Consider the following 18,135-nt stretch of genomic DNA (forward strand, 5'->3'; position numbering starts at 1 on the left):
CACCCGGCAGGGCCGTGCGCGGGAGGCGGCGTCGGGCCGGCACGGTAGATTGTCGGGGTGGCTACTTCCAACGGACGCATTGTGTGGATCGACTGCGAGATGACGGGGCTGTCCCTCGAGGAGGACGCCCTCATCGAGGTCGCGGCCCTCGTGACCGACGACGAGCTGAACGTCCTCGGCGAGGGCGTCGACGTGGTGATCCGCCCCAGTGACGAGGCCCTGGCGCAGATGGGCGACTTCGTGCGGAACATGCACACGGCGTCCAAGCTGCTCGACGAGCTGCCCTCCGGCCTGACGATGGAGCAGGCCCAGGAGCAGGTCCTCGCCTACATCCGGCAGTGGGTGCCCGAACCGGGCAAGGCCCCGCTGGGCGGCAACTCCGTGGGCACGGACCGCACCTTCCTGGTCCGGGACATGCCGCAGGTCGTGGAGCACCTGCACTACCGCGTGATCGACGTCTCCACCATCAAGGAGCTCTCCCGCCGCTGGTTCCCGCGCGCCTACTTCCAGGCCCCGCCGAAGACCGGCAACCACCGGGCGCTGGGCGACATCCGCGACTCGATCGACGAGCTGCGCTACTACCGCCAGGCCGTCTTCGCCCCCGAGCCGGGGCCCGACTCCGAGACCGCCCGGGCCATCGCCGCGGAGATCGCCGGGTCCCGCACCGGCGCCTGAACGACCGGGTCCGCGCCCGCCCCGCCGAGGCCGTGGCCGACGTGGTCGGGTGCGGTCCGGGAATGCGGTACACTCGTATGCGTTGCCCAGCGGAAGCACGGTCTTCCGGCGGGCGTTCATGGTGGGCGTAGCTCAGTTCGGCAGAGCGCCTGGTTGTGGTCCAGGAGGTCGCGGGTTCAACCCCCGTCGCTCACCCGCTGTGAAAGGCCGTCCCGAGGACTCGGGGCGGCCTTTCGTCGTTCCCGCCCCGGCTCGCGCAGGGGCGAAGCCCCCGGCAAGTCGAAGGAAGTGCGTCATGGCCATCCGCCCCGTGGTGATCACCGGCAACCCCGTCCTGCACCGCCCCGCCGCCAAGGTGACGGCGTTCGACGACGCGCTGCGCGCCCTCGTCGAGGACATGTACGAGACCATGGACGCCGCCCACGGCGTGGGTCTGGCCGCCCCGCAGATCGGCGTGGGCCTGCGGATCTTCACCTACGCGTTCCCGAACGACGACGGGGTCCCGCCGCGCGGGGTGCTCGTGAACCCCGTGCTGACCCTCGGCCGGGTCTCCCAGGACGCCCCGGACCCGGACGAGGAGTCCGAGGGCTGCCTCTCCGTGCCCGGCTACAGCTGGCCGCTCAAGCGCGCGGACTGGGTCCGGGTGGCCGGGGTCGACACCGCGGGAGCGCCGGTGGCCTTCGAGGCCAACGGCTGGTTCGCCCGGGTGATGCAGCACGAGTACGACCACCTGGACGGCAAGCTCTACCTGGACCGGCTCAACGACAAGTGGGCCCGCAAGGCCCGCAGGGCGGTCAAGGCGGAGGGCTGGGGCCGGGACGGCCACAGCTGGACCCCGGGGGTCGACGAGGACCCGTTCGGGCACTGAGCCGGCGGGGACGGCTCAGTCCCCGGGCAGCACCAGCACGAGCTCCCCGGCCGAGCGGGCCGTGGGCTCCCGGAGCTCCGCCCGCCAGCGCTCCCCGGCTGCCGCCAGCAGGTCCTGCGGCGTCGCGACGCACTCGCCGCCGGCGGCGCGCTGCACCAGGTGACGGGCGAGCAGCCCGCGGGTGTGCTTGGCCATGTGCGAGACGACCGTGCGCGTCCCGCCCCGCTCCCGGACGACCTTGACCCCGACCGTCCGCTCCCGGGGAGCACGCCACGCGGCGGCGTAGGCGGCCGAGCGGCAGTCGACCACGAGACGGTCCTCCGCGGCGGGTCCGAGCGCGGCGGGCAGGTGGCGCTTCCAGTGGGCCGCGAGCTTGCCCAGCCGGGGCAGTTCCGCCCCCATCGACAGCCGGTAGGCCGGGATCCGGTCCGTGGGCCGCACCGCGCCCCACAGGGCGGAGACGACGACGAGGGAGGCCGCCGCCGCCTCCTGCTGCCCGGCCGTGAGCCCCGCCGGGTCCAGGGCGTCGTAGAGCACCCCGGTGTAGACGTGCAGCGCCGGTGCCGCGGGCTCGGCGCCGAGACGGGTGTTGCGCTCGACCTCCCCGCGCAGCCGCTCCCCCACGCCCAGCACCTCCAGGGCGTCCGCTCGGGCGCTCGCGCTCGCCAGCTCGGCGAGGACCTGCTCACGGGCGGGTGTGAGCTCGGGAAAGGCGAGGGCCTTGGTGTCGACGGGCTCGCCGGAGCCGGGGGCGGTCTTGGTCTCGGAGGGGGGCAGCAGGATCAGCACCCGCAGAAGTCTAGTGACCCGCGCGGCCGGTGGCGCCGGGCCCGGTCGCCGGACCCTGTCACGGGTCCGGGCAGGATCCCGGGCGGGTAGGATGGACGGCGGACAGGCCGGCCGGGTGACCGCGGGCCGCGACCTCCGGGTCGTCGGCGCGAGGAAAGTCCGGGCTCCGCAGAGCAGGATGGTGGGCAACGCCCACTCGGGGGAACCCGCAGGAAAGTGCCACAGAAAACAGACCGCCCGCCCCCGGTCCGTCCGGGCAGCGGGTGAGGGTGAAAAGGTGGTGTAAGAGACCACCAGCGCGCCGGGTGACCGGCGCGGCTCGGTAAACCCCATCCGGAGCAAGGCCAGACAGGGTGCGCCCGAGGGCTGCTCGCCCGAGCACCCGGGTAGGCCGCTGGAGCCCGTCGGCAACGGCGGGCCTAGATGGATGGTCACCAGCACGGCCCGGGCGACCGGCCGTGTGCACAGAACCCGGCTTACAGGCCGGCCTGTCCCTCGTTCCTCCCCGGCCCGCCGGCGGTCAGCCGCGGACCAGGATCACCCCGCACTCCGGGCAGGTGAGGACCTCGTCCTCGGCCGCCGCCCGGAAGGTCGCGGCGTCCGTGGGGCTCAGCGCGGTCCCGCACGACCCGCACACGCTGCCGCGCAGCTCCGCGGCCGCCGGGCGCTCCGTGCCGCGGCCGGTGCGGATCTTCTCGTACCGGGCGACCAGCGCGGGTGCGCCCACGGCCTGCGCCGCGGCCGCGCGCGTGGCCGCCAGTTCCTCGCGCTCCGCCGTGAGTGCCTGCCCCTCCTCGTCCCGGGCGGCCACGCGCCGCCGGGCGTCAGCGTCCGCCGCCCTGAGCCGCGGGGTGATGCGGGCGCGGTGCTCCGCCGCGTCGTCGAGCTCCTGCATGAGCTCCAGCTCCGCCTCCTCCGCCGCTGCCAGCTGGCGGGTGCGGGTGTCGATCTCGTGCTGCAGCCCCATGAGGTCCTTGGCGGTCCCGCCCTGCTCCAGGCGGCGGCGGTCCTTCTCGATGGAGGCCTGGACGCGGGCGACCTTCTCCTCCGCCGCGGCCAGCCGCTGCCGGATGTCCTGCTCCCCGGCGTCGAGATCCTTGGCCGCGGCGATGGCCCGGGCCCGCAGCTGCAGCGCGGCGGCGACCTCGGGATCGGCCCTCAGCTCCGCGATCCGGGCCGCGATGCGGCGCAGCCGGGCGTCGACGCGCTCGAGCTCCAGGAGCGCTCGTTGCTGTTCGGGCGTGGCGGTGCTCATGCGGGTCCTCCTGCGGTGGGGCCGGGACGGTCGTGGCCGGGGCGGAAGGCGGACCGGTGATCGTGGACAGAGTGGTCCGGGGCGGGGTGGTCGTGACCCGGTCGGCCGGCGGCCCCGTGGTCGTGGACAGGGTGGTCGTGGACAGGGTGATCGGGGGCGGGGTGATCGAGGGCAGGGTGGTCGACGCGGAAGTCCCACGGGTCGGAGCGGCGCACCGAGACCTCGACCGCCACGTCGTGGCCGCGCGCGGCCAGCGCCGCGCGCAGCGCCGCCGCGCCCACGGGCAGCCACAGCCACTCGCTGGCGAAGTGGGAGAGGTCCACGAGGCAGGGGGTGCCGTCCGCGCCCGGACCCAGGGCCGCCTCGCGAGCCTCGGAGGCGGGGTGGTGGCGCAGGTCGGCGGTGACGTAGACGTCGGCGCCGCTGGCCCGCACCTCGTCGAAGAGGGAGTCCCCCGCCCCGCCGCACACCGCGACGCGGCGCACCGGGGTGTCGGGGTCCCCCGCCACGCGGACCCCGTGGGCGGTGGCGGGCACGGCGGCGGCCAGGCGCCGCGCCAGCTGCGCCAGGGACACCGGCTCGGGCAGCTCGCCCACCCGGCCGATGCCCACGGCGGGGTCGGCCGGGTGCGGTGCCAGGGGTGTCGTCGTCGTGAGCCCGGCGGCGCGGGCCACGGCGTCCGAGACGCCGTCCGGGGCGGAGTCCGCGTTGGTGTGGCAGGCGAGCAGGGCGCACCGGTGTTCGATGAGCTCGTGCACCACCGCGCCCTTGAAGCCGTCCGCGGCCACGGAGGTGACGCCGCGCAGCAGCAGCGGGTGGTGGGTGAGGAGCAGGTCGGTGCCGGTGGAGACGGCCTCGGCGACCACGTCGGCCACGGGGTCCACGGCGAAGAGGATCCGGCGCACGGGCTGCTCCGGGCGCCCGGTGACGAGCCCGCTGGCGTCCCAGGGCTCCTGCAGGTGCAGCGGCCAGAGCGCTTCGACGGCCTCGAGCACCTCCGACAGCGTGGGGGCGGGCCCGGTCGGGGACGTGCTCTGCTGGCTCATGGGCCCAGTCTAGGAGTCCCTGCGCGGGGGACCCGGGCGGGTCCGGGCGGTGGCGCGGGAATGTTGCGCGCGGCGCGGTGTTGTACCCGGCATGGCCTCTCCCGAGTTCGACGACGCACGCCCCGTCCCCGACGACCGCCCCGCCTCCGTGACCTTCGTGCTCGCGGGCGGGTGCTTCTGGTGCCTCGACGCGGTGTACCGGATCACGCGGGGCGTCACCTCCGTGGTCTCCGGCTACACCGGCGGCGCCACGGACCGTCCCACCTACTACGAGGTCTGCTCCGGCCACACCGGGCACGCCGAGGCGGTCGCCGTGACCTTCGATCCCTCCGTCGTGCCGGCGGACGTGATCCTCGACCTCTTCTTCACCGGCCACGACCCCACCACCCTCAACCGGCAGGGCTACGACGTCGGCACCCAGTACCGCTCGGCGATGTTCTGGGCCGACGACGACCAGCGGGAGCTGTTCGCGGCCGCGATCGAGCGCACGCAGCCGCTGTGGGACCGGCCGATCGTCACCACCCTCGAGCCGCTGGGCACGTTCTGGGAGGCCGAGCCGGAGCACCAGGACTTCTACGCCGCGCAGCCCTGGAACGGGTACTGCCAGGTGATCATCAATCCCAAGCTGGCCAAGGTCCGGCAACGTTACTCCGCGTGGCTTACCGCGTAGTAGCAGTTGCGGAGCCTGGCTAGGCTGAGCTAGGACCGCGCCGCCGCGGTCACCCCCAGGGCCCCGGCGGCTCAGGAGCACGTTCCCACCCCACCGAGAACCGACCACGCAGAAACCGAGGTATGCACATGGCGAAGATCTACAACGACGTCACCGAGATCGTGGGCCGCACCCCGCTCGTCCACCTGAACCGGCTCGACGAGGGCCTGCCCGGCAACGTCGCCGTGAAGCTGGAGTTCTACAACCCGGCCAACTCGGTCAAGGACCGGATCGGCGTGGCCATCATCGACGCCGCGGAGAAGTCCGGCAAGCTCAAGCCGGGCGGCACGATCGTGGAGGGCACCTCCGGCAACACCGGCATCGCCCTGGCCATGGTCGGCGCGGCGCGCGGGTACAAGGTCATCCTGACCATGCCCGAGACCATGTCCACGGAGCGCCGGGTCATGCTGCGCGCCTACGGCGCCCAGATCGTGCTCACCCCCGGCGCCGAGGGCATGCGCGGGGCGGTCGACAAGGCCCGCGAGATCGTCGAGAGCACCGAGAACGCCGTCCTGGCCAGCCAGTTCGCCAACGAGGCGAACCCGGCCGTCCACTACGCCACCACCGGCCCCGAGGTCTGGGAGGACACCGACGGGCAGATCGACATCTTCATCTCGGGCGTGGGCACCGGCGGCACCATCACCGGCGCGGGCCGGTACCTGCGCGAGCAGAAGCCGGACATCCGGCTGCTCGTGGTCGAGCCGGCCGACTCCCCGCTGCTGACCGAGGGCAAGGCGGGCCCCCACAAGATCCAGGGCCTGGGCGCGAACTTCGTCCCGGACATCCTCGACCGGGAGATCTACGACGACGTCTACGACGTGACCGTCGAGGACTCCGTGCGCGTGGCCCGGGAACTGGGCACCAAGGAGGGCATCCTCGGCGGGATCTCCTCGGGCGCCATCGTGTGGGCCGCCCTCCAGGAGGCCGCCAAGGAGGAGAACCGGGACAAGCTGATCGTGGCGATCGTCTGCGACTACGGGGAGCGCTACATCTCCACGCTGCTCTACGAGGACATCCGCGGCTGATCCGGCCCGGGCGCTCCGCGCCGACGACCCGCCCCTTCCGGGAATAGCGCCGCCTCCCGGCGACGTTGCCCCGGAGGTGGGCGGGTCGTTCCGGTTCGCACCCCGCAACCGGTCCGCGTGGATCCGCGCCGCGGACCGGGCCACCGCCCCGGAAGAACCGACCCCCGGAAGAACAGAGGAAGATCTTGAGTTTCTGGAGCAGACTCGCCGAGGACCTGCAGACGGCCCGCACGCACGACCCCGCCGCCCGCTCCCGGCTGGAGATCGCCCTCAACTACTCGGGTCTGCACGCCATCTGGATCCACCGCCTCTCGCACCTGCTGTGGCAGCACCCGGAGCGGCGGCTGCTCGCCCGGACGGTCTCCCAGCTCGGCCGGTTCCTCACCGGCGTCGAGATCCATCCCGGCGCCGTCATCGGTCGTCGCTTCTTCATCGACCACGGCATGGGCGTGGTCATCGGGGAGACCGCCGAGATCGGCGAGGACGTGATGATCTACCACGGGGTGACCCTCGGCGGCCGGTCCCTGGAGAAGGTCAAGCGCCACCCCACCGTGGGCGACCGCGTGGTGATCGGCGCCGGGGCGAAGATCCTCGGTCCCGTGGAGATCGGGGCGGACTCGGCGGTCGGCGCCAACGCCGTGGTGGTCAAGGACGTGCCCGAGGACGCGATCGTGACCGGGATCCCCGGCAAGGTGCGCCCGCGCACCCCGGAGAAGCAGCAGCCGCTGGTGGACCCCTCCACCTACATCGACCCCGCGATGTGGATCTAGGCCGCGCCGGTCCAGAAGTCCCCGGCCACGGCGACGCAGGAGGGCCACGCACCCGACGGTGCGTGGCCCTCCTGCATGGTGGCGAGGTGCAGTCGCGACTAGGCGACGACCTCGGAGCGGTCCCCGGACCACAGGGTGTGGTAGACGCCCTCGGCGTCGTCGGTGCGCCGGTAGGTGTGCGCCCCGAAGTAGTCGCGCAGCCCCTGGGTCAGGGCCGCGTTGAGCCGCGGACGGCGCAGGGAGTCGTAGTAGTTCAGCGTGGAGGCGAACACCGGGGCCGGGATCCCGCGCTCCACCGCCCGGGCCACCACCCGGCGCCAGGACGGCAGGGCGTCCTCGATCGCGGCGACGAACTGCGGGGCGAAGAGCAGGTTCGCCGGGGCCGCCTCCCCCTGGTAGGCCTCCATGATGACCTCCAGCAGCTGCGCCCGGATGATGCAGCCCTCCCGCCACAGCGACGCGATGGTCGCCAGATCGAGGTCCCAGCCGTACTCCGCCCCGGCCATGGTGAGCATGTCCAGGCCCTGGGCGTAGGACACGAGCTTGGAGGCGTAGAGGGCCTTGCGCACGTCCTCGACGAACTCGGGGTCGTGCACGACGTCCTCGGTGGTGCCTCCGATCCCGGCCGGCAGCACGCGCTGGGCCTCGAGGCGCATCTCGGGCTCGGCGGAGGAGAGCGCGCGGGCGAATACGGACTCGGCGATCGCGGTGACCGGCGAGCCGAGCTCCAAGGCCTCCTGGACGGTCCAGCGGCCGGTGCCCTTCTGGCCCGCGGCGTCGACGATCACGTCGATCAGCGGAGCCCCGGTGCGGGCGTCGACCTGGCGCAGCACGTGGGCGGTGATCTCGATGAGGTAGGAGGCCAGCTCCGTGGTGTTCCACTGCTCGAAGACCTCGGCCTGCTCCCCCGGCTCCAGGCCCGCGACGGCGCGCAGCAGCTCGTGTGCCTCGCCGATGACCTGCATGTCGGCGTACTCGATGCCGTTGTGCACCATCTTCACGAAGTGTCCGGCCCCGTCCGTGTCGATCCAGGCGCAGCACGGCTTGCCGTCCTCGGCCTTGGCCGCGATGTCCTCCAGCAGCGGCCCCAGCGCGTCGTAGGACTTGCGCGGGCCGCCGGGCATGATGGACGGCCCGAGCAGGGCGCCCTCCTCACCGCCCGAGACCCCGACCCCGACGAAGTCGATGCCCTGGGCGGCCAGCTCCCGCTCCCGGCGCCGGGTGTCCTGGAAGTAGGAGTTGCCGCCGTCGATGATGATGTCGTCCTTCTCCAGCAGCGGCACGAGCTGCTCGATCACCGCGTCCACCGGCGCCCCGGCCTTGACCATCACCAGGATGCGGCGGGGGGTCTCCAGGGAGTCGACGAGTTCCTGCAGGGTCTCGGTGCGGATGAAGTTCCCCTCGGACCCGTGGGCCTCGAGGAGGGCGTCGGTCTTGGACACCGAACGGTTGTGGAGGGCGACGGTGTACCCGTGCCGGGCGAAGTTGCGGGCGAGGTTGGCGCCCATGACCGCGAGGCCGGTCACGCCGATCTGAGCTTTCTGTTCTGCTGCCATGCCCCCAGCCTACAAACCCTGGCGGGCGGCTCCGACCGGTCCCCGCTCGGCGCCCCGCGCACGGGACCCGCACGGACGCCCGGCCGCGGACGAGACGGCCCGCCGGACACCTCGTGTCACAAACCCCGCACACCGGTCGTGGGCCCTACGGTGGTGCCATCGCAACCAGAGCCCAGGGGGGGTAGGGATGCAGGCGTGGAGGAGAACCGCGATCGGGGCGGTGGCGTGTGCCGCACTGTGGTCGGGCGCCGGGTTCGCGCCGGCCGCCGCCGCCGACGGCAAGGTCGACCTGGTGGTGGGCGGCAAGCAGGTGCTCAACGAGGCCACGATCGACCGCGCCAGCGAGAGGGCGGCACAACTGTGCGGGGGCAAGGCCTCCGCCTACGTGAAGAAGGCCCGGAAGGCGGACCGCGAGGGGAGCATCGTGGTCGTCTGCAGGCTGCCCGGAGGCAAGCAGGTGTACTTCCGCTAGCCGCGGCCCGTACCGGCGGCCCGCGGGGCACGTGGGTCCTACCGGGATCGAACCGATGACATCCACGGTGTAAACGTGGCGCTCTACCAGCTGAGCTAAAGACCCTGACAACCGGGTGGACGATTTCTGCAACCGCCAGCACCCGGTTCCCGAACAGGCTACCCGTTGCTACCAGCTGGTAACCGTGCAGGACGCCCGTCGCGGCTGTGGCGTTGGCCACATCCGGGCTCCATTCTACGGGCGGGCGAGTCGCTGTTCGAGCCGGACCAGGAACTCGCTGGCGGGGGCGTCGACCTTCACCCGGGCCGCGGCGTCCCCGCGGGTCCGGCCGTGGTTGACGATCAGCACCGGCACGCCGGCGCGCACGGCGTGCCGGACGAACCGGCGCCCCGAGTTCACGGTGAGGGAGGAGCCGACCACCAGGAGGGCGTCAGCGGTGTCCACCATCCGCAGCGCCCGCAGCACACGGTGCCGCGGGGCGTTCTCGCCGAAGAAGACGACGTCGGGCTTGAGGATCCCGCCGCAGACGGGGCAGTCGGGCACGCGGAAGCCCGCCGTGCGCGGCAGCACCGCGTCGGCGTCCGGGGCGAACTCGATGTCCTCCGGCGAGCCGATCGAGTCGTAGAAGCCGGGATTGAGCTCGTCGAAGAGGTCGGAGAGCACCGCCCGCGGGATCCGCGTGCCGCACCGCATGCACAGCACGCGGGTGAAGCGCCCGTGCAGGTCCACGACGTTGAGGGAGCCCGCCGCCTGGTGCAGGCGGTCGATGTTCTGCGTGACGACGCCGGCGACCGCTCCGGCGGCCTCGAGCCGGGCGAGGGCCCCGTGGCCGGGGTTGGGGTCGGCCCGCTCGAGGTGCCGCCAGCCGTACTGGTTGCGCGCCCAGTAGTGGCTGCGCATCGCGGGGCCGGCCATGAACTGCTGGAAGGTCATGGGGGTGCGCGGGGCCGAGCCGGGGCCGCGGTAGTCCGGGATCCCGGAGTCGGTGCTGATCCCCGCGCCCGTCAGCACCGCGGTCCGCCGCCCGGCCAGCAGCGGGACGGCGGCGTCGAGCCCCTCGTCCAGGCCCGCGGCGTCGGGATCGGGGAACTGGTCGGGACCGACGGGGGCGCCGTAGCCGGCACGCACGGTGGGCATCGCTGGTCGCTCGGACGGCGCCGGGGCCTCAGGCCGGCAGCTTGGCCAGGGCGGCGCGGTAGGCCTCGAGCTCCCGCGGCGTCCCGGGCTGGGCCCGGAAGGCGTCGACGACGACGCCCTGGGCGTCGAGCACGAACGTGGCCCGCTCCGCCTGCCCCGACACGGGGTCGAAGACGCCGTAGCGCTCGGCCACGGCCCCGTGCGGCCAGAAGTCGGAGAGCAGGTCGAACTCGAAGGACTCCTCGCGCGCGAACGCCCGCAGCGCGTACTTGGAGTCCACGGACACCGCCAGCAGCCTCACGCCGGCGTCGTCGAACACCGCCAGGTTGTCCTGGAGCCGGCACAGCTCCCCGGTGCAGGTCCCGGAGAAGGCGAAGGGGTAGAAGACGATGCTCACAGGCCGTCCCCGCAGTCCGCTCAGGGTGACCGGCTCGCCGAACTGGTTCGGCAGCGTGAAGTCCGGGGCGGTGTCGCCGATCTCGGGCATGGGTGGTCTCCTGTGGTGTGGACGCCGGGGCGCGTGCTCAGACGTTGCGCTTGGGCATGAGACGGGTCGCGGCCCAGTCCGCGCTGACCCGCGCGGTCGTGGTCACGTGCAGCCCCGCTGTGGGAGCCGCTTCCTGGACCTCGGCGGGCGGCACGTAGCCGTCGCGCCCGGCCTTGGGGGTCAGCACCCACACCACGCCGCCGTCGTCCAGGGTGGTCTGGACGTCCACCAGGGTGTCCACGAGGTCGCCGTCGCCCTCGCGGAACCACAGCAGCACGGCGTCGACGACCTCCTGGTCCTCCTCGTCGAGCAGATCGGAACCGATCAGGTCCTCGATGCCCTCTCTCAGGTCGAGGTCGACGTCCTCGTCGTATCCGAACTCCTGGATGTAGTCGCCATCCTTGAAACCGAGCTGGACTACCGCGTCGCCCGCGGTGGTCTTGGCCTCGCTCACTGTTCTTGCTCCTTCTGGGATCGGGCCGACGAGCGACCGCGCACTGCGTACCGGTGCGGGGCTCCGCCTGCCCGTCGGCGGACCGCGGGGGCACGGTGGCGGGCCGGATACCGGCTTCATCCTCCAGACAACACCGGATCAGGGTGTCTTTCAAGCTCCCGCACGGTGACGTCCCCCCGAATCGTGGGCCGCGCCCGCGTGTGACGGTCGGTCCCGGGTGTGGAAACATGGTGCCAACAGACACCCCGTACGCCTGGAACACCCCGCCGGCGCGATCCGCACGGCGGGCCGGTCCCCGGACGCCCCACCCCCGCGGGTGGCGCCCGGGAAGCGGAGCGGTCGGCGGGTATTTTGAGACTGTCGGAACAGCCCGGCCGCGCTCGCGCGTGCGCTCGCCCGGGTCCTGCCCGGCAACTCGACGAAGAGAGGTTCAACGTGCCTTCATCCAGCAACCACCACATCCTCAGTGGCTTGACCAACAACCTCAAGGACTCCGACACCGAGGAGACCCGGGAGTGGATCGAGTCCTTCGAGGGCCTGATCGAGACGCAGGGCACGGAACGGGCGCAGTACATCATGCGCGCCCTGCTCCAGCACGCCGGCGCCAAGAGCGTGGGCGTGCCGATGGTGACCACCACCGACTACGTCAACTCGATCCCCGTGGACCAGGAGCCGGACTTCCCGGGCGACGAGGAGGTCGAGCGGCGCTACCGCGCGTACCTGCGCTGGAACGCCGCCGTGATGGTGCACCGCGCCCAGCGCCCCGAGATCGGGGTGGGCGGGCACATCTCCTCCTACGCCGGCGTGGCCACCCTCTACGAGGTGGGGCTCAACCACTTCTTCCGCGGCCCCGAGCACCCCGGCGGCGGCGACCAGGTGTTCTGGCAGGGCCACTCGGCGCCGGGCAACTACGCGCGCGCCTACCTGGAGGGGCGGCTCACCGAGGAGCAGTTGGACGCGTTCCGCCAGGAGAAGACCAAGGCGCCCCACGGCCTGTCCTCCTACCCCCACCCGCGGTCCATGCCGGATTTCTGGCAGTTCCCCACCGTGTCCATGGGCATCGGCCCGCTGAACGCGATCTACCAGGCGCAGTTCAACCGCTACCTGGACAACCGCGGCATCAAGGACACCTCCGACCAGCACGTCTGGGCGTTCCTGGGCGACGGCGAGATGGACGAGGTGGAGAGCCGCGGCGCGCTGCAGCTGGCCGCCAACGACAAGCTGGACAACCTCACCTTCGTGGTCAACTGCAACCTGCAGCGCCTGGACGGGCCGGTGCGCGGCAACGGCAAGATCGTCCAGGAGCTGGAGGCCTTCTTCCGCGGCGCCGGCTGGAACGTCATCAAGGTGCTGTGGGGCCGGGAGTGGGACCAGCTGCTCGCCAAGGACCGGGACGGCGAGCTGGTCCGGATCATGAACGAGACCCTCGACGGCGACTACCAGACCTACAAGGCCGAGTCCGGCGGGTTCATCCGCGACCACTTCTTCGGGAAGTCCCCGGCCACCAAGGAGCTCGTCGCGGACATGAGCGACGACGAGATCTGGGAGCTCAAGCGCGGCGCGCACGACTACCACAAGGTCTACGCCGCCTACAAGGCAGCCATGGAGCACAAGGGCCAGCCGACCGTCATCCTGGCCCAGGGCGTCAAGGGCTACGGGCTGGGCAGCCACTTCGAGGCGCGCAACGCGACCCACCAGATGAAGAAGCTCACCCTGGAGGACCTCAAGGCCTTCCGCGACCACCTGCGCATCCCGGTCTCCGACGAGCAGATCGAGGCCGACCTCTACAACGCCCCCTACTACCACCCGGGCCCGGACGCCCCGGAGATCAAGTACCTGCTCGAGCGGCGCAAGGAGCTGGGCGGGTTCGTCCCGGACCGCCCGCACCAGCAGCAGGAGATCACGCTGCCCACCGACGCCGCCTACAAGTCGGCCAAGAAGGGCTCGGGCAAGCAGATGGCCGCCACGACCATGGCGTTCGTGCGCATCCTCAAGGACCTGCTGCGGGAGAAGGACTTCGGCCACCGGATCGTGCCGATCATCCCGGACGAGGCGCGCACCTTCGGGATGGACTCGTTCTTCCCCACGGCGAAGATCTACAACCCCAACGGGCAGAACTACCTCTCCGTGGACCGCGAGCTCATGCTCGCCTACAAGGAGTCCGTGCAGGGCGTCATCCTGCACCCGGGCATCAACGAGGCGGGCGCGAGCGCGGCGTTCACCGCCGCCGGCACCTCCTACGCCACGCACGGCGAGCCGATGATCCCGGTCTACATCTACTACTCGATGTTCGGCTTCCAGCGCACGGCCGACGAGTTCTGGGCGGCCGCCGACCAGCTGACCCGCGGCTTCCTCATCGGCGCGACCGCCGGGCGGACCACGCTCACCGGCGAGGGGCTCCAGCACGCCGACGGGCACTCCCCGATCCTGGCCTCGACCAACCCCGCGGTGGTCCACTACGACCCGGCCTACGGCTACGAGATCGCCCACATCGTCCGGCGCGGGATCGAGCACATGTACGGGACCCGTGACGAGGACCACGACGTCATGTACTACCTGACGGTCTACAACGAGCCCTACCAGCAGCCGGCCGAGCCGGAGGACGTGGACGTCGAGGGCATCCTCAAGGGCATCTACCTGCTCAAGCCCGCCGAGAAGGACGGACCCCGCACCCAGCTGCTCGCCTCCGGCGTGGCCGTGCCGTGGGCCCTGGACGCCCAGCGGCTGCTCGCCGAGGACTGGGGCGTCTCCGCCGACGTGTGGTCGGTCACCTCGTGGGTCGAGCTGCGCCGTGACGGGCTCGCCGCGGAGAAGGAGTCGTTCCTCAACCCGGGCGAGGGCACCCGGACGCCGTTCGTGGCCCAGCAGCTCGCCGGGGCGACCGGGCCGATCGTCGCGTCCTCGGACTTCAGCTCGGACCTGCCGGACATGATCCGCCAGTTCGTGCCCAACGAGTTCGCCTCCCTCGGCACCGACGGGTTCGGCTTCGCCGACACCCGGCAGGGCGCCCGCCGCTTCTTCCACGTGGACTCGCACTCCATGGTGGTGCGCGCGCTGGAGATGCTCGCCAAGCGGGGCGAGGTCGACTGGCGCACCCCGGGCGAGGCGATCGAGAAGTACCGCCTGCACGACGTCAACGCCGGGACCTCGGGCAACGCCGGCGGCGACGCCTGAGCCGAGCCCACCGGCGCCCGACGGCGCCCCGGCCACCCGCGCGGGTGGCCGGGGCGCCGTCGTCGTCTCGGTCGGGGGCAGGCGGGGGCGTGCTCTAAGCTCGGGGCATGGCAGGACAGGACGGGAACCCGACGACGCGCTGGCTGCGCCCCTCGCGCAAGCGGCCCACCGACAAGTCCCGTCCCGTCACCCCGCCGCACCCCAAGACGCTCGAGAACCTCAAGGCGAACCTGGGGGCGATCTCGACGGTCGCCACCCGCCGCCTCGAGACCGACCTCGGCTGGTTCGAGGAGCTGCGCGCCGACGAGCGCTCCGAGCTGGGCCTCGTGGCCCAGCGCGGCATCTCCTCGTTCGTGCGCTGGTACGAGGACCCGGAGGAGCCCCTGTGGGTGCTCACCCAGGTCTTCCGCAGCGCGCCGACCGAGCTGACCCGGTCCATCTCGCTGCAGTACGCGCTGCAGCTGCTGCGGATCGTGGTCGACGTGGTCGAGGAGAAGGTCCCGGAGCTCGCCAAGCACCACGACGAGGCCGCGCTGCGCGAGGCCGTGCTGCGGTACTCGCGGGAGATCGCCTTCGCCGCCGCCGACGTCTACGCGCGGGCGGCCGAGAACCGGGGGTCCTGGGACGCCCGGCTGGAGTCCCTGGTGGTCGACGGGATCCTGCGGGGCGAGCACTCGGACTCCCTGCGCTCCCGGGTCGCGGCCCTGGGCTGGGCCTCGACCGGCCCGGTCACCGTGCTCACCGGCTCCGCGCCGGAGGCCACCGGCCCCGCCACGGTCGCCCGGCTGCGCCGGCTGGCCGCCCGCCACGCGCAGGACTCCCTCGTGTCCATCCAGGGCGACCGGCTGGTGCTCATCCTCGGCGGCCTGGTGGAGCGGGAGACCGCCCTGGAGAAGCTCACCGCCGCGTTCGGGCCCGGGCCGGTCGCCTACGGCCCGGAGTCCCCCACCATCTTCGAGGCGGGCCGTTCCGCCCGGCTCGCCCACGCGGCCCTGTCCGTGGCCCCGGCCTGGCCGGCCGCCCCGCGCCCGGTGCACTCCGAGGACCTGTGGCCCGAGCGGGCCATGGCCGGGGACGAGGCCGCACGCGCGGCGATGGTCGAGTCGGTCTACCGCCCGCTGACCCGGTCGGCCACCGGGCTGGCGGAGACGCTCTCGGCCTACGTCTCCGTGGGCCACTCCCTGGAGGCCACCGCCCGGGAGCTGTTCGTGCACGCGAACACGGTCCGCTACCGGCTGCGCCGGATCTGCGACCTCACCGGCTGGGACCCCCTCGTCCCGCGGGACGCGTTCGTGCTGCACTGCGCCCTGCTCGCCGGACGGCTGGCCGACTCCTGCGCCCCGCTCGACACCTCCGCCCCCGCCCCGGCACCGGTCTTGTAGCTTCCCTACAAACACCGCCGCGTGGGTTGGTGGCCTCCGCGCCCGCGCCGCGCGGCGCTTCCTTGCCAAGCTGTGAGGGTGATCGCGATCGTCTGCCCCGGACAGGGCTCCCAGAAACCCGGCTTCCTCACCGAGTGGCTCGCCCTCGACGGCGTGCGCCCCCACCTCGAGCGGCTGGGCGAGGCCGCCGGCCTGGACCTCGTGCACTACGGGACCGAGGCGGACGAGGAGACCATCAAGGACACCGCCGTGGCCCAGCCGCTGATCGTGGCCGCCGGACTCGTGGCCGGCCGGCTGCTGGCCGACCGGATCGGCCCCGCGCGACAGGACCTGGTCCTCGCCGGGCACTCCGTCGGGGAGATCACCGCCGCCGCGCTGGCCGGCGTCCTCACCGAGGAGGACGCCATGGCGTTCGTCCGGACCCGCGCCAACGCCATGGCCGAGGCCGCCGCGGCCCTGCCCACCGGCATGAGCGCCGTCCTGGGCGGGAAGGAGGACGAGGTCCGCGCCGCGATCGAGGCGGCCGGGCTCACCGCCGCCAACGCCAACGGCGGCGGGCAGACCGTCGCCGCGGGCACGCTCGAGCAGCTCGCAGCCCTCGCCGAGCACCCGCCCGCCCGGGCCCGCGTCGTGCCCCTGAAGGTCGCCGGGGCGTTCCACACCGAGCACATGGCCCCCGCCCTCGAGCCCCTCCGCGAGCTCGTGGCGGGCCTCTCCCCCGCCGACCCCGTGCACCCCCTGCTCTCCAACGCCGACGGCGCGCCCGTGGCCTCCGGCGCGGCGGCCCTCGACGCGCTCGTGGCCCAGGTCTGCCGCCCGGTCCGCTGGGACCTGTGCATGCAGACGCTGCTGGAGCGCGGCGTCGAGCAGCTGGTCGAGCTGCCGCCGGCCGGCACCCTGTCCGGCCTGGCCAAGCGGGGCATGAAGGGCGTCCCGGCCCTGGCCGTGAACTCCGCGGAGGACCTGGAGCAGGCCCGGAGTATTCTTGTCTGACGTCCGCCCGCGCACCCGGTGCGCGGCACGTCCCGAGGCCGGAGCAGCCGCCCCGCCCCGCCCCGCCGGCCCGACCGCCGCGCCCGGCCGCACGAAGGAGCAACGACCCCTGTGGTGACCCTGAAGCAGCAGCAGACCAACGCGCACTCCCGCATTCTCGGCCTCGGGGTCTACCGCCCGGACGTGGTCGTGACCAACGACGACGTGTGCCAGTGGATCGAGTCCTCGGACGAGTGGATCCAGCAGCGCACCGGCATCCGGACCCGGCACCGCGCCGCCGAGGAGGTGAGCGTGCTCGACATGTCCGAGCACGCCTCCCGGGAGGCGCTGGCCGCCGCCGGGATCGAGGCCTCGCAGCTGGGCGGGGTGATCGTCTCCACGATCTCCTTCCCCTACCTCACCCCCTCGGCGGCCGCGGCCCTCGCCGAGCGGCTGGGTGCCACCCCGGCGCCCGCCTTCGACATCTCCGCGGCCTGCGCCGGCTACTGCTACGGCGTCGCCCAGGCCGACGCCCTGGTGCGTTCCGGGGCGGCGGACTACGTGCTGGTCGTCGGCGTGGAGAAGCTCTCCGACGTCATCGACAACAGCGAGCGCTCCATCTCGTTCCTGCTCGGCGACGGCGCCGGCGCGGCGGTGGTCGGCCGGTCCGAGACCCCCGGCATCGGCCCGTCCGTGTGGGGCTCGGACGGCTCCAAGTGGGACGCCATCCGGATGACCCACCCGCTCACGGACATCCGCGCCGTGGAGCAGGGCCGGGAGCGCACCCCCTCCCCCGACCTCCTCGATCCGGAGACCGGCGAGGTGCGCGAGGACGCGACCCTGTGGCCCACGCTGCGCCAGGACGGGCAGACGGTCTTCCGCTGGGCCTCGTGGGAGGTCGCCAAGCGGGCCCAGGAGGCCATGGACGTCGCCGGCGTGGGGCCCGAGGACCTCGGCGCCTTCATCCCGCACCAGGCGAACATGCGGATCATCGACCAGATGGCCAAGACGCTGAAGCTGCCGGACTCCGTGGTCATCGCCCGCGACATCGCCGACGCCGGCAACACCTCCGCCGCCTCCGTCCCGCTCGCCACGCACCGGCTGCTCGCCGAGCACCCGGAGCTGTCCGGCAGGCTGGCCCTGCAGATCGGCTTCGGCGCCGGCCTGGTCTACGGGGCGCAGGTCGTCGTCCTCCCCTGATCCCCGGCCGCACGTGCCCGGATCCCGGTCGGGGCACGTGTCGGACCCGGCGCGGGGCCTCTGCGACTCGTCGTAGGGTTGAACCGCACACCCGATGTCCCCCGGCCCGGCCGTACGGCCTGACCGGGACAGATGCGCCCGGCACCCGCCCGGGAGCGCCCGTC

Annotated in this window: 17 protein-coding genes, 2 tRNA genes and 1 other RNA gene; 12 read left to right on the top strand and 8 right to left on the bottom strand. The window is 72.9% G+C overall.

The genetic code is table 11. The features are described from left to right. Positions 1-57: 57 nt before the first annotated feature. The 3 genes from orn (at position 58) to def (ending at position 1,543) form a co-directional block, all read left to right on the top strand. Positions 58-675: an oligoribonuclease gene (gene orn, locus AYX06_RS03630; RefSeq protein ID WP_147017326.1), complete on the top strand. Its 618-nt coding sequence runs from the start codon at positions 58-60 to the stop codon at positions 673-675. Positions 676-796: 121 nt separating this feature from the next. Next, a tRNA-His gene (locus AYX06_RS03635) sits at positions 797-870 on the top strand. A 100-nt stretch (positions 871-970) separates the two neighbouring features. Beyond that, positions 971-1,543, top strand: coding sequence for a peptide deformylase (gene def / locus AYX06_RS03640; RefSeq protein WP_062734571.1), 573 nt, complete (start codon positions 971-973; stop codon positions 1,541-1,543). Positions 1,544-1,558: 15 nt separating this feature from the next. Here def and AYX06_RS03645 read toward each other — a convergent pair whose 3' ends face one another. Continuing rightward, on the bottom strand, positions 1,559-2,332 hold the full coding sequence (locus AYX06_RS03645; RefSeq protein WP_062734573.1) for a YaaA family protein: 774 nt from the start codon (positions 2,330-2,332) through the stop codon (positions 1,559-1,561). Positions 2,333-2,435: 103 nt separating this feature from the next. Between AYX06_RS03645 and rnpB the strand changes: the two genes are divergently transcribed. Further along, an RNA gene (rnpB, locus tag AYX06_RS03650) (RNase P RNA component class A) lies at positions 2,436-2,827 on the top strand. Positions 2,828-2,852: 25 nt separating this feature from the next. Here the strand turns inward: rnpB and AYX06_RS03655 are convergent. Together AYX06_RS03655 and AYX06_RS03660 are read right to left on the bottom strand one after the other, a co-directional pair. Continuing rightward, positions 2,853-3,587 carry a zinc ribbon domain-containing protein gene (locus AYX06_RS03655; protein ID WP_062734576.1) on the bottom strand — a complete coding sequence of 245 codons (735 nt, stop codon included), beginning with the start codon at positions 3,585-3,587 and terminating at the stop codon, positions 2,853-2,855. Next, on the bottom strand, positions 3,584-4,633 hold the full coding sequence (locus AYX06_RS03660) for a Nif3-like dinuclear metal center hexameric protein (RefSeq protein WP_084271432.1): 1,050 nt from the start codon (positions 4,631-4,633) through the stop codon (positions 3,584-3,586). Before AYX06_RS03660 ends, AYX06_RS03655 begins: the two co-directional genes overlap by 4 nt. 91 nt (positions 4,634-4,724) lie before the next feature. Here AYX06_RS03660 and msrA point away from each other — a divergent pair, with 91 nt between their 5' ends. The 3 genes from msrA to epsC all read left to right on the top strand — a co-directional run bounded on the left by msrA (position 4,725) and on the right by epsC (position 7,137). After that, positions 4,725-5,303, top strand: a complete 579-nt coding sequence (gene msrA / locus AYX06_RS03665) for a peptide-methionine (S)-S-oxide reductase MsrA (RefSeq protein ID WP_062734578.1) — start codon at positions 4,725-4,727, stop codon at positions 5,301-5,303. Positions 5,304-5,431: 128 nt separating this feature from the next. Then, a complete protein-coding gene (gene cysK / locus AYX06_RS03670; protein ID WP_062734580.1) occupies positions 5,432-6,367 on the top strand; it encodes a cysteine synthase A in 936 nt (311 codons plus the stop codon). Positions 6,368-6,552: 185 nt separating this feature from the next. Next, on the top strand, positions 6,553-7,137 hold the full coding sequence (gene epsC / locus AYX06_RS03675; RefSeq protein WP_062734582.1) for a serine O-acetyltransferase EpsC: 585 nt from the start codon (positions 6,553-6,555) through the stop codon (positions 7,135-7,137). A 98-nt stretch (positions 7,138-7,235) separates the two neighbouring features. On the opposite strand, the gene gndA is transcribed toward epsC, so the two are convergent. Beyond that, positions 7,236-8,693, bottom strand: coding sequence for an NADP-dependent phosphogluconate dehydrogenase (gndA, locus tag AYX06_RS03680; protein WP_062734585.1), 1,458 nt, complete (start codon positions 8,691-8,693; stop codon positions 7,236-7,238). 220 nt (positions 8,694-8,913) lie between these two features. On the opposite strand from gndA, the gene AYX06_RS03685 reads away from it, so the two are divergent. Then, entirely contained in the window at positions 8,914-9,165 is a 252-nt protein-coding gene (locus AYX06_RS03685; RefSeq protein WP_062734588.1) for a hypothetical protein, read from the top strand. A 32-nt stretch (positions 9,166-9,197) separates the two neighbouring features. On the opposite strand, the gene AYX06_RS03690 is transcribed toward AYX06_RS03685, so the two are convergent. The 4 genes from AYX06_RS03690 to AYX06_RS03705 all read right to left on the bottom strand — a co-directional run bounded on the left by AYX06_RS03690 (position 9,198) and on the right by AYX06_RS03705 (position 11,243). Next, positions 9,198-9,270 (bottom strand) — tRNA-Val (locus AYX06_RS03690). Between the two features lie 129 nt (positions 9,271-9,399). Beyond that, positions 9,400-10,302 (bottom strand): Sir2 family NAD-dependent protein deacetylase, encoded by a 903-nt coding sequence (locus AYX06_RS03695; RefSeq protein ID WP_062734591.1) that lies wholly within the window; start codon positions 10,300-10,302, stop codon positions 9,400-9,402. 28 nt (positions 10,303-10,330) lie between these two features. Continuing rightward, positions 10,331-10,789, bottom strand: coding sequence for a peroxiredoxin (locus AYX06_RS03700; protein ID WP_062734593.1), 459 nt, complete (start codon positions 10,787-10,789; stop codon positions 10,331-10,333). A 37-nt stretch (positions 10,790-10,826) separates the two neighbouring features. Continuing rightward, positions 10,827-11,243: a DUF3052 domain-containing protein gene (locus AYX06_RS03705; RefSeq protein ID WP_047804578.1), complete on the bottom strand. Its 417-nt coding sequence runs from the start codon at positions 11,241-11,243 to the stop codon at positions 10,827-10,829. 435 nt (positions 11,244-11,678) lie between these two features. Between AYX06_RS03705 and aceE the strand changes: the two genes are divergently transcribed. The 4 genes from aceE (at position 11,679) to AYX06_RS03725 (ending at position 17,971) form a co-directional block, all read left to right on the top strand. Further along, a complete protein-coding gene (gene aceE / locus AYX06_RS03710) occupies positions 11,679-14,417 on the top strand; it encodes a pyruvate dehydrogenase (acetyl-transferring), homodimeric type (protein ID WP_062734595.1) in 2,739 nt (912 codons plus the stop codon). A 107-nt stretch (positions 14,418-14,524) separates the two neighbouring features. Beyond that, positions 14,525-15,799, top strand: a complete 1,275-nt coding sequence (locus AYX06_RS03715; RefSeq protein WP_062734597.1) for a PucR family transcriptional regulator — start codon at positions 14,525-14,527, stop codon at positions 15,797-15,799. 78 nt (positions 15,800-15,877) lie between these two features. Beyond that, positions 15,878-16,792, top strand: coding sequence for an ACP S-malonyltransferase (locus tag AYX06_RS03720; protein WP_062734600.1), 915 nt, complete (start codon positions 15,878-15,880; stop codon positions 16,790-16,792). A 111-nt stretch (positions 16,793-16,903) separates the two neighbouring features. After that, positions 16,904-17,971 (top strand): beta-ketoacyl-ACP synthase III, encoded by a 1,068-nt coding sequence (locus tag AYX06_RS03725; RefSeq protein ID WP_062734603.1) that lies wholly within the window; start codon positions 16,904-16,906, stop codon positions 17,969-17,971. The last annotated feature ends 164 nt before the right edge of the window (positions 17,972-18,135 follow it).

This window comes from Kocuria turfanensis, assembly GCF_001580365.1.
GTDB classification, from domain to species: domain Bacteria; phylum Actinomycetota; class Actinomycetes; order Actinomycetales; family Micrococcaceae; genus Kocuria; species Kocuria turfanensis.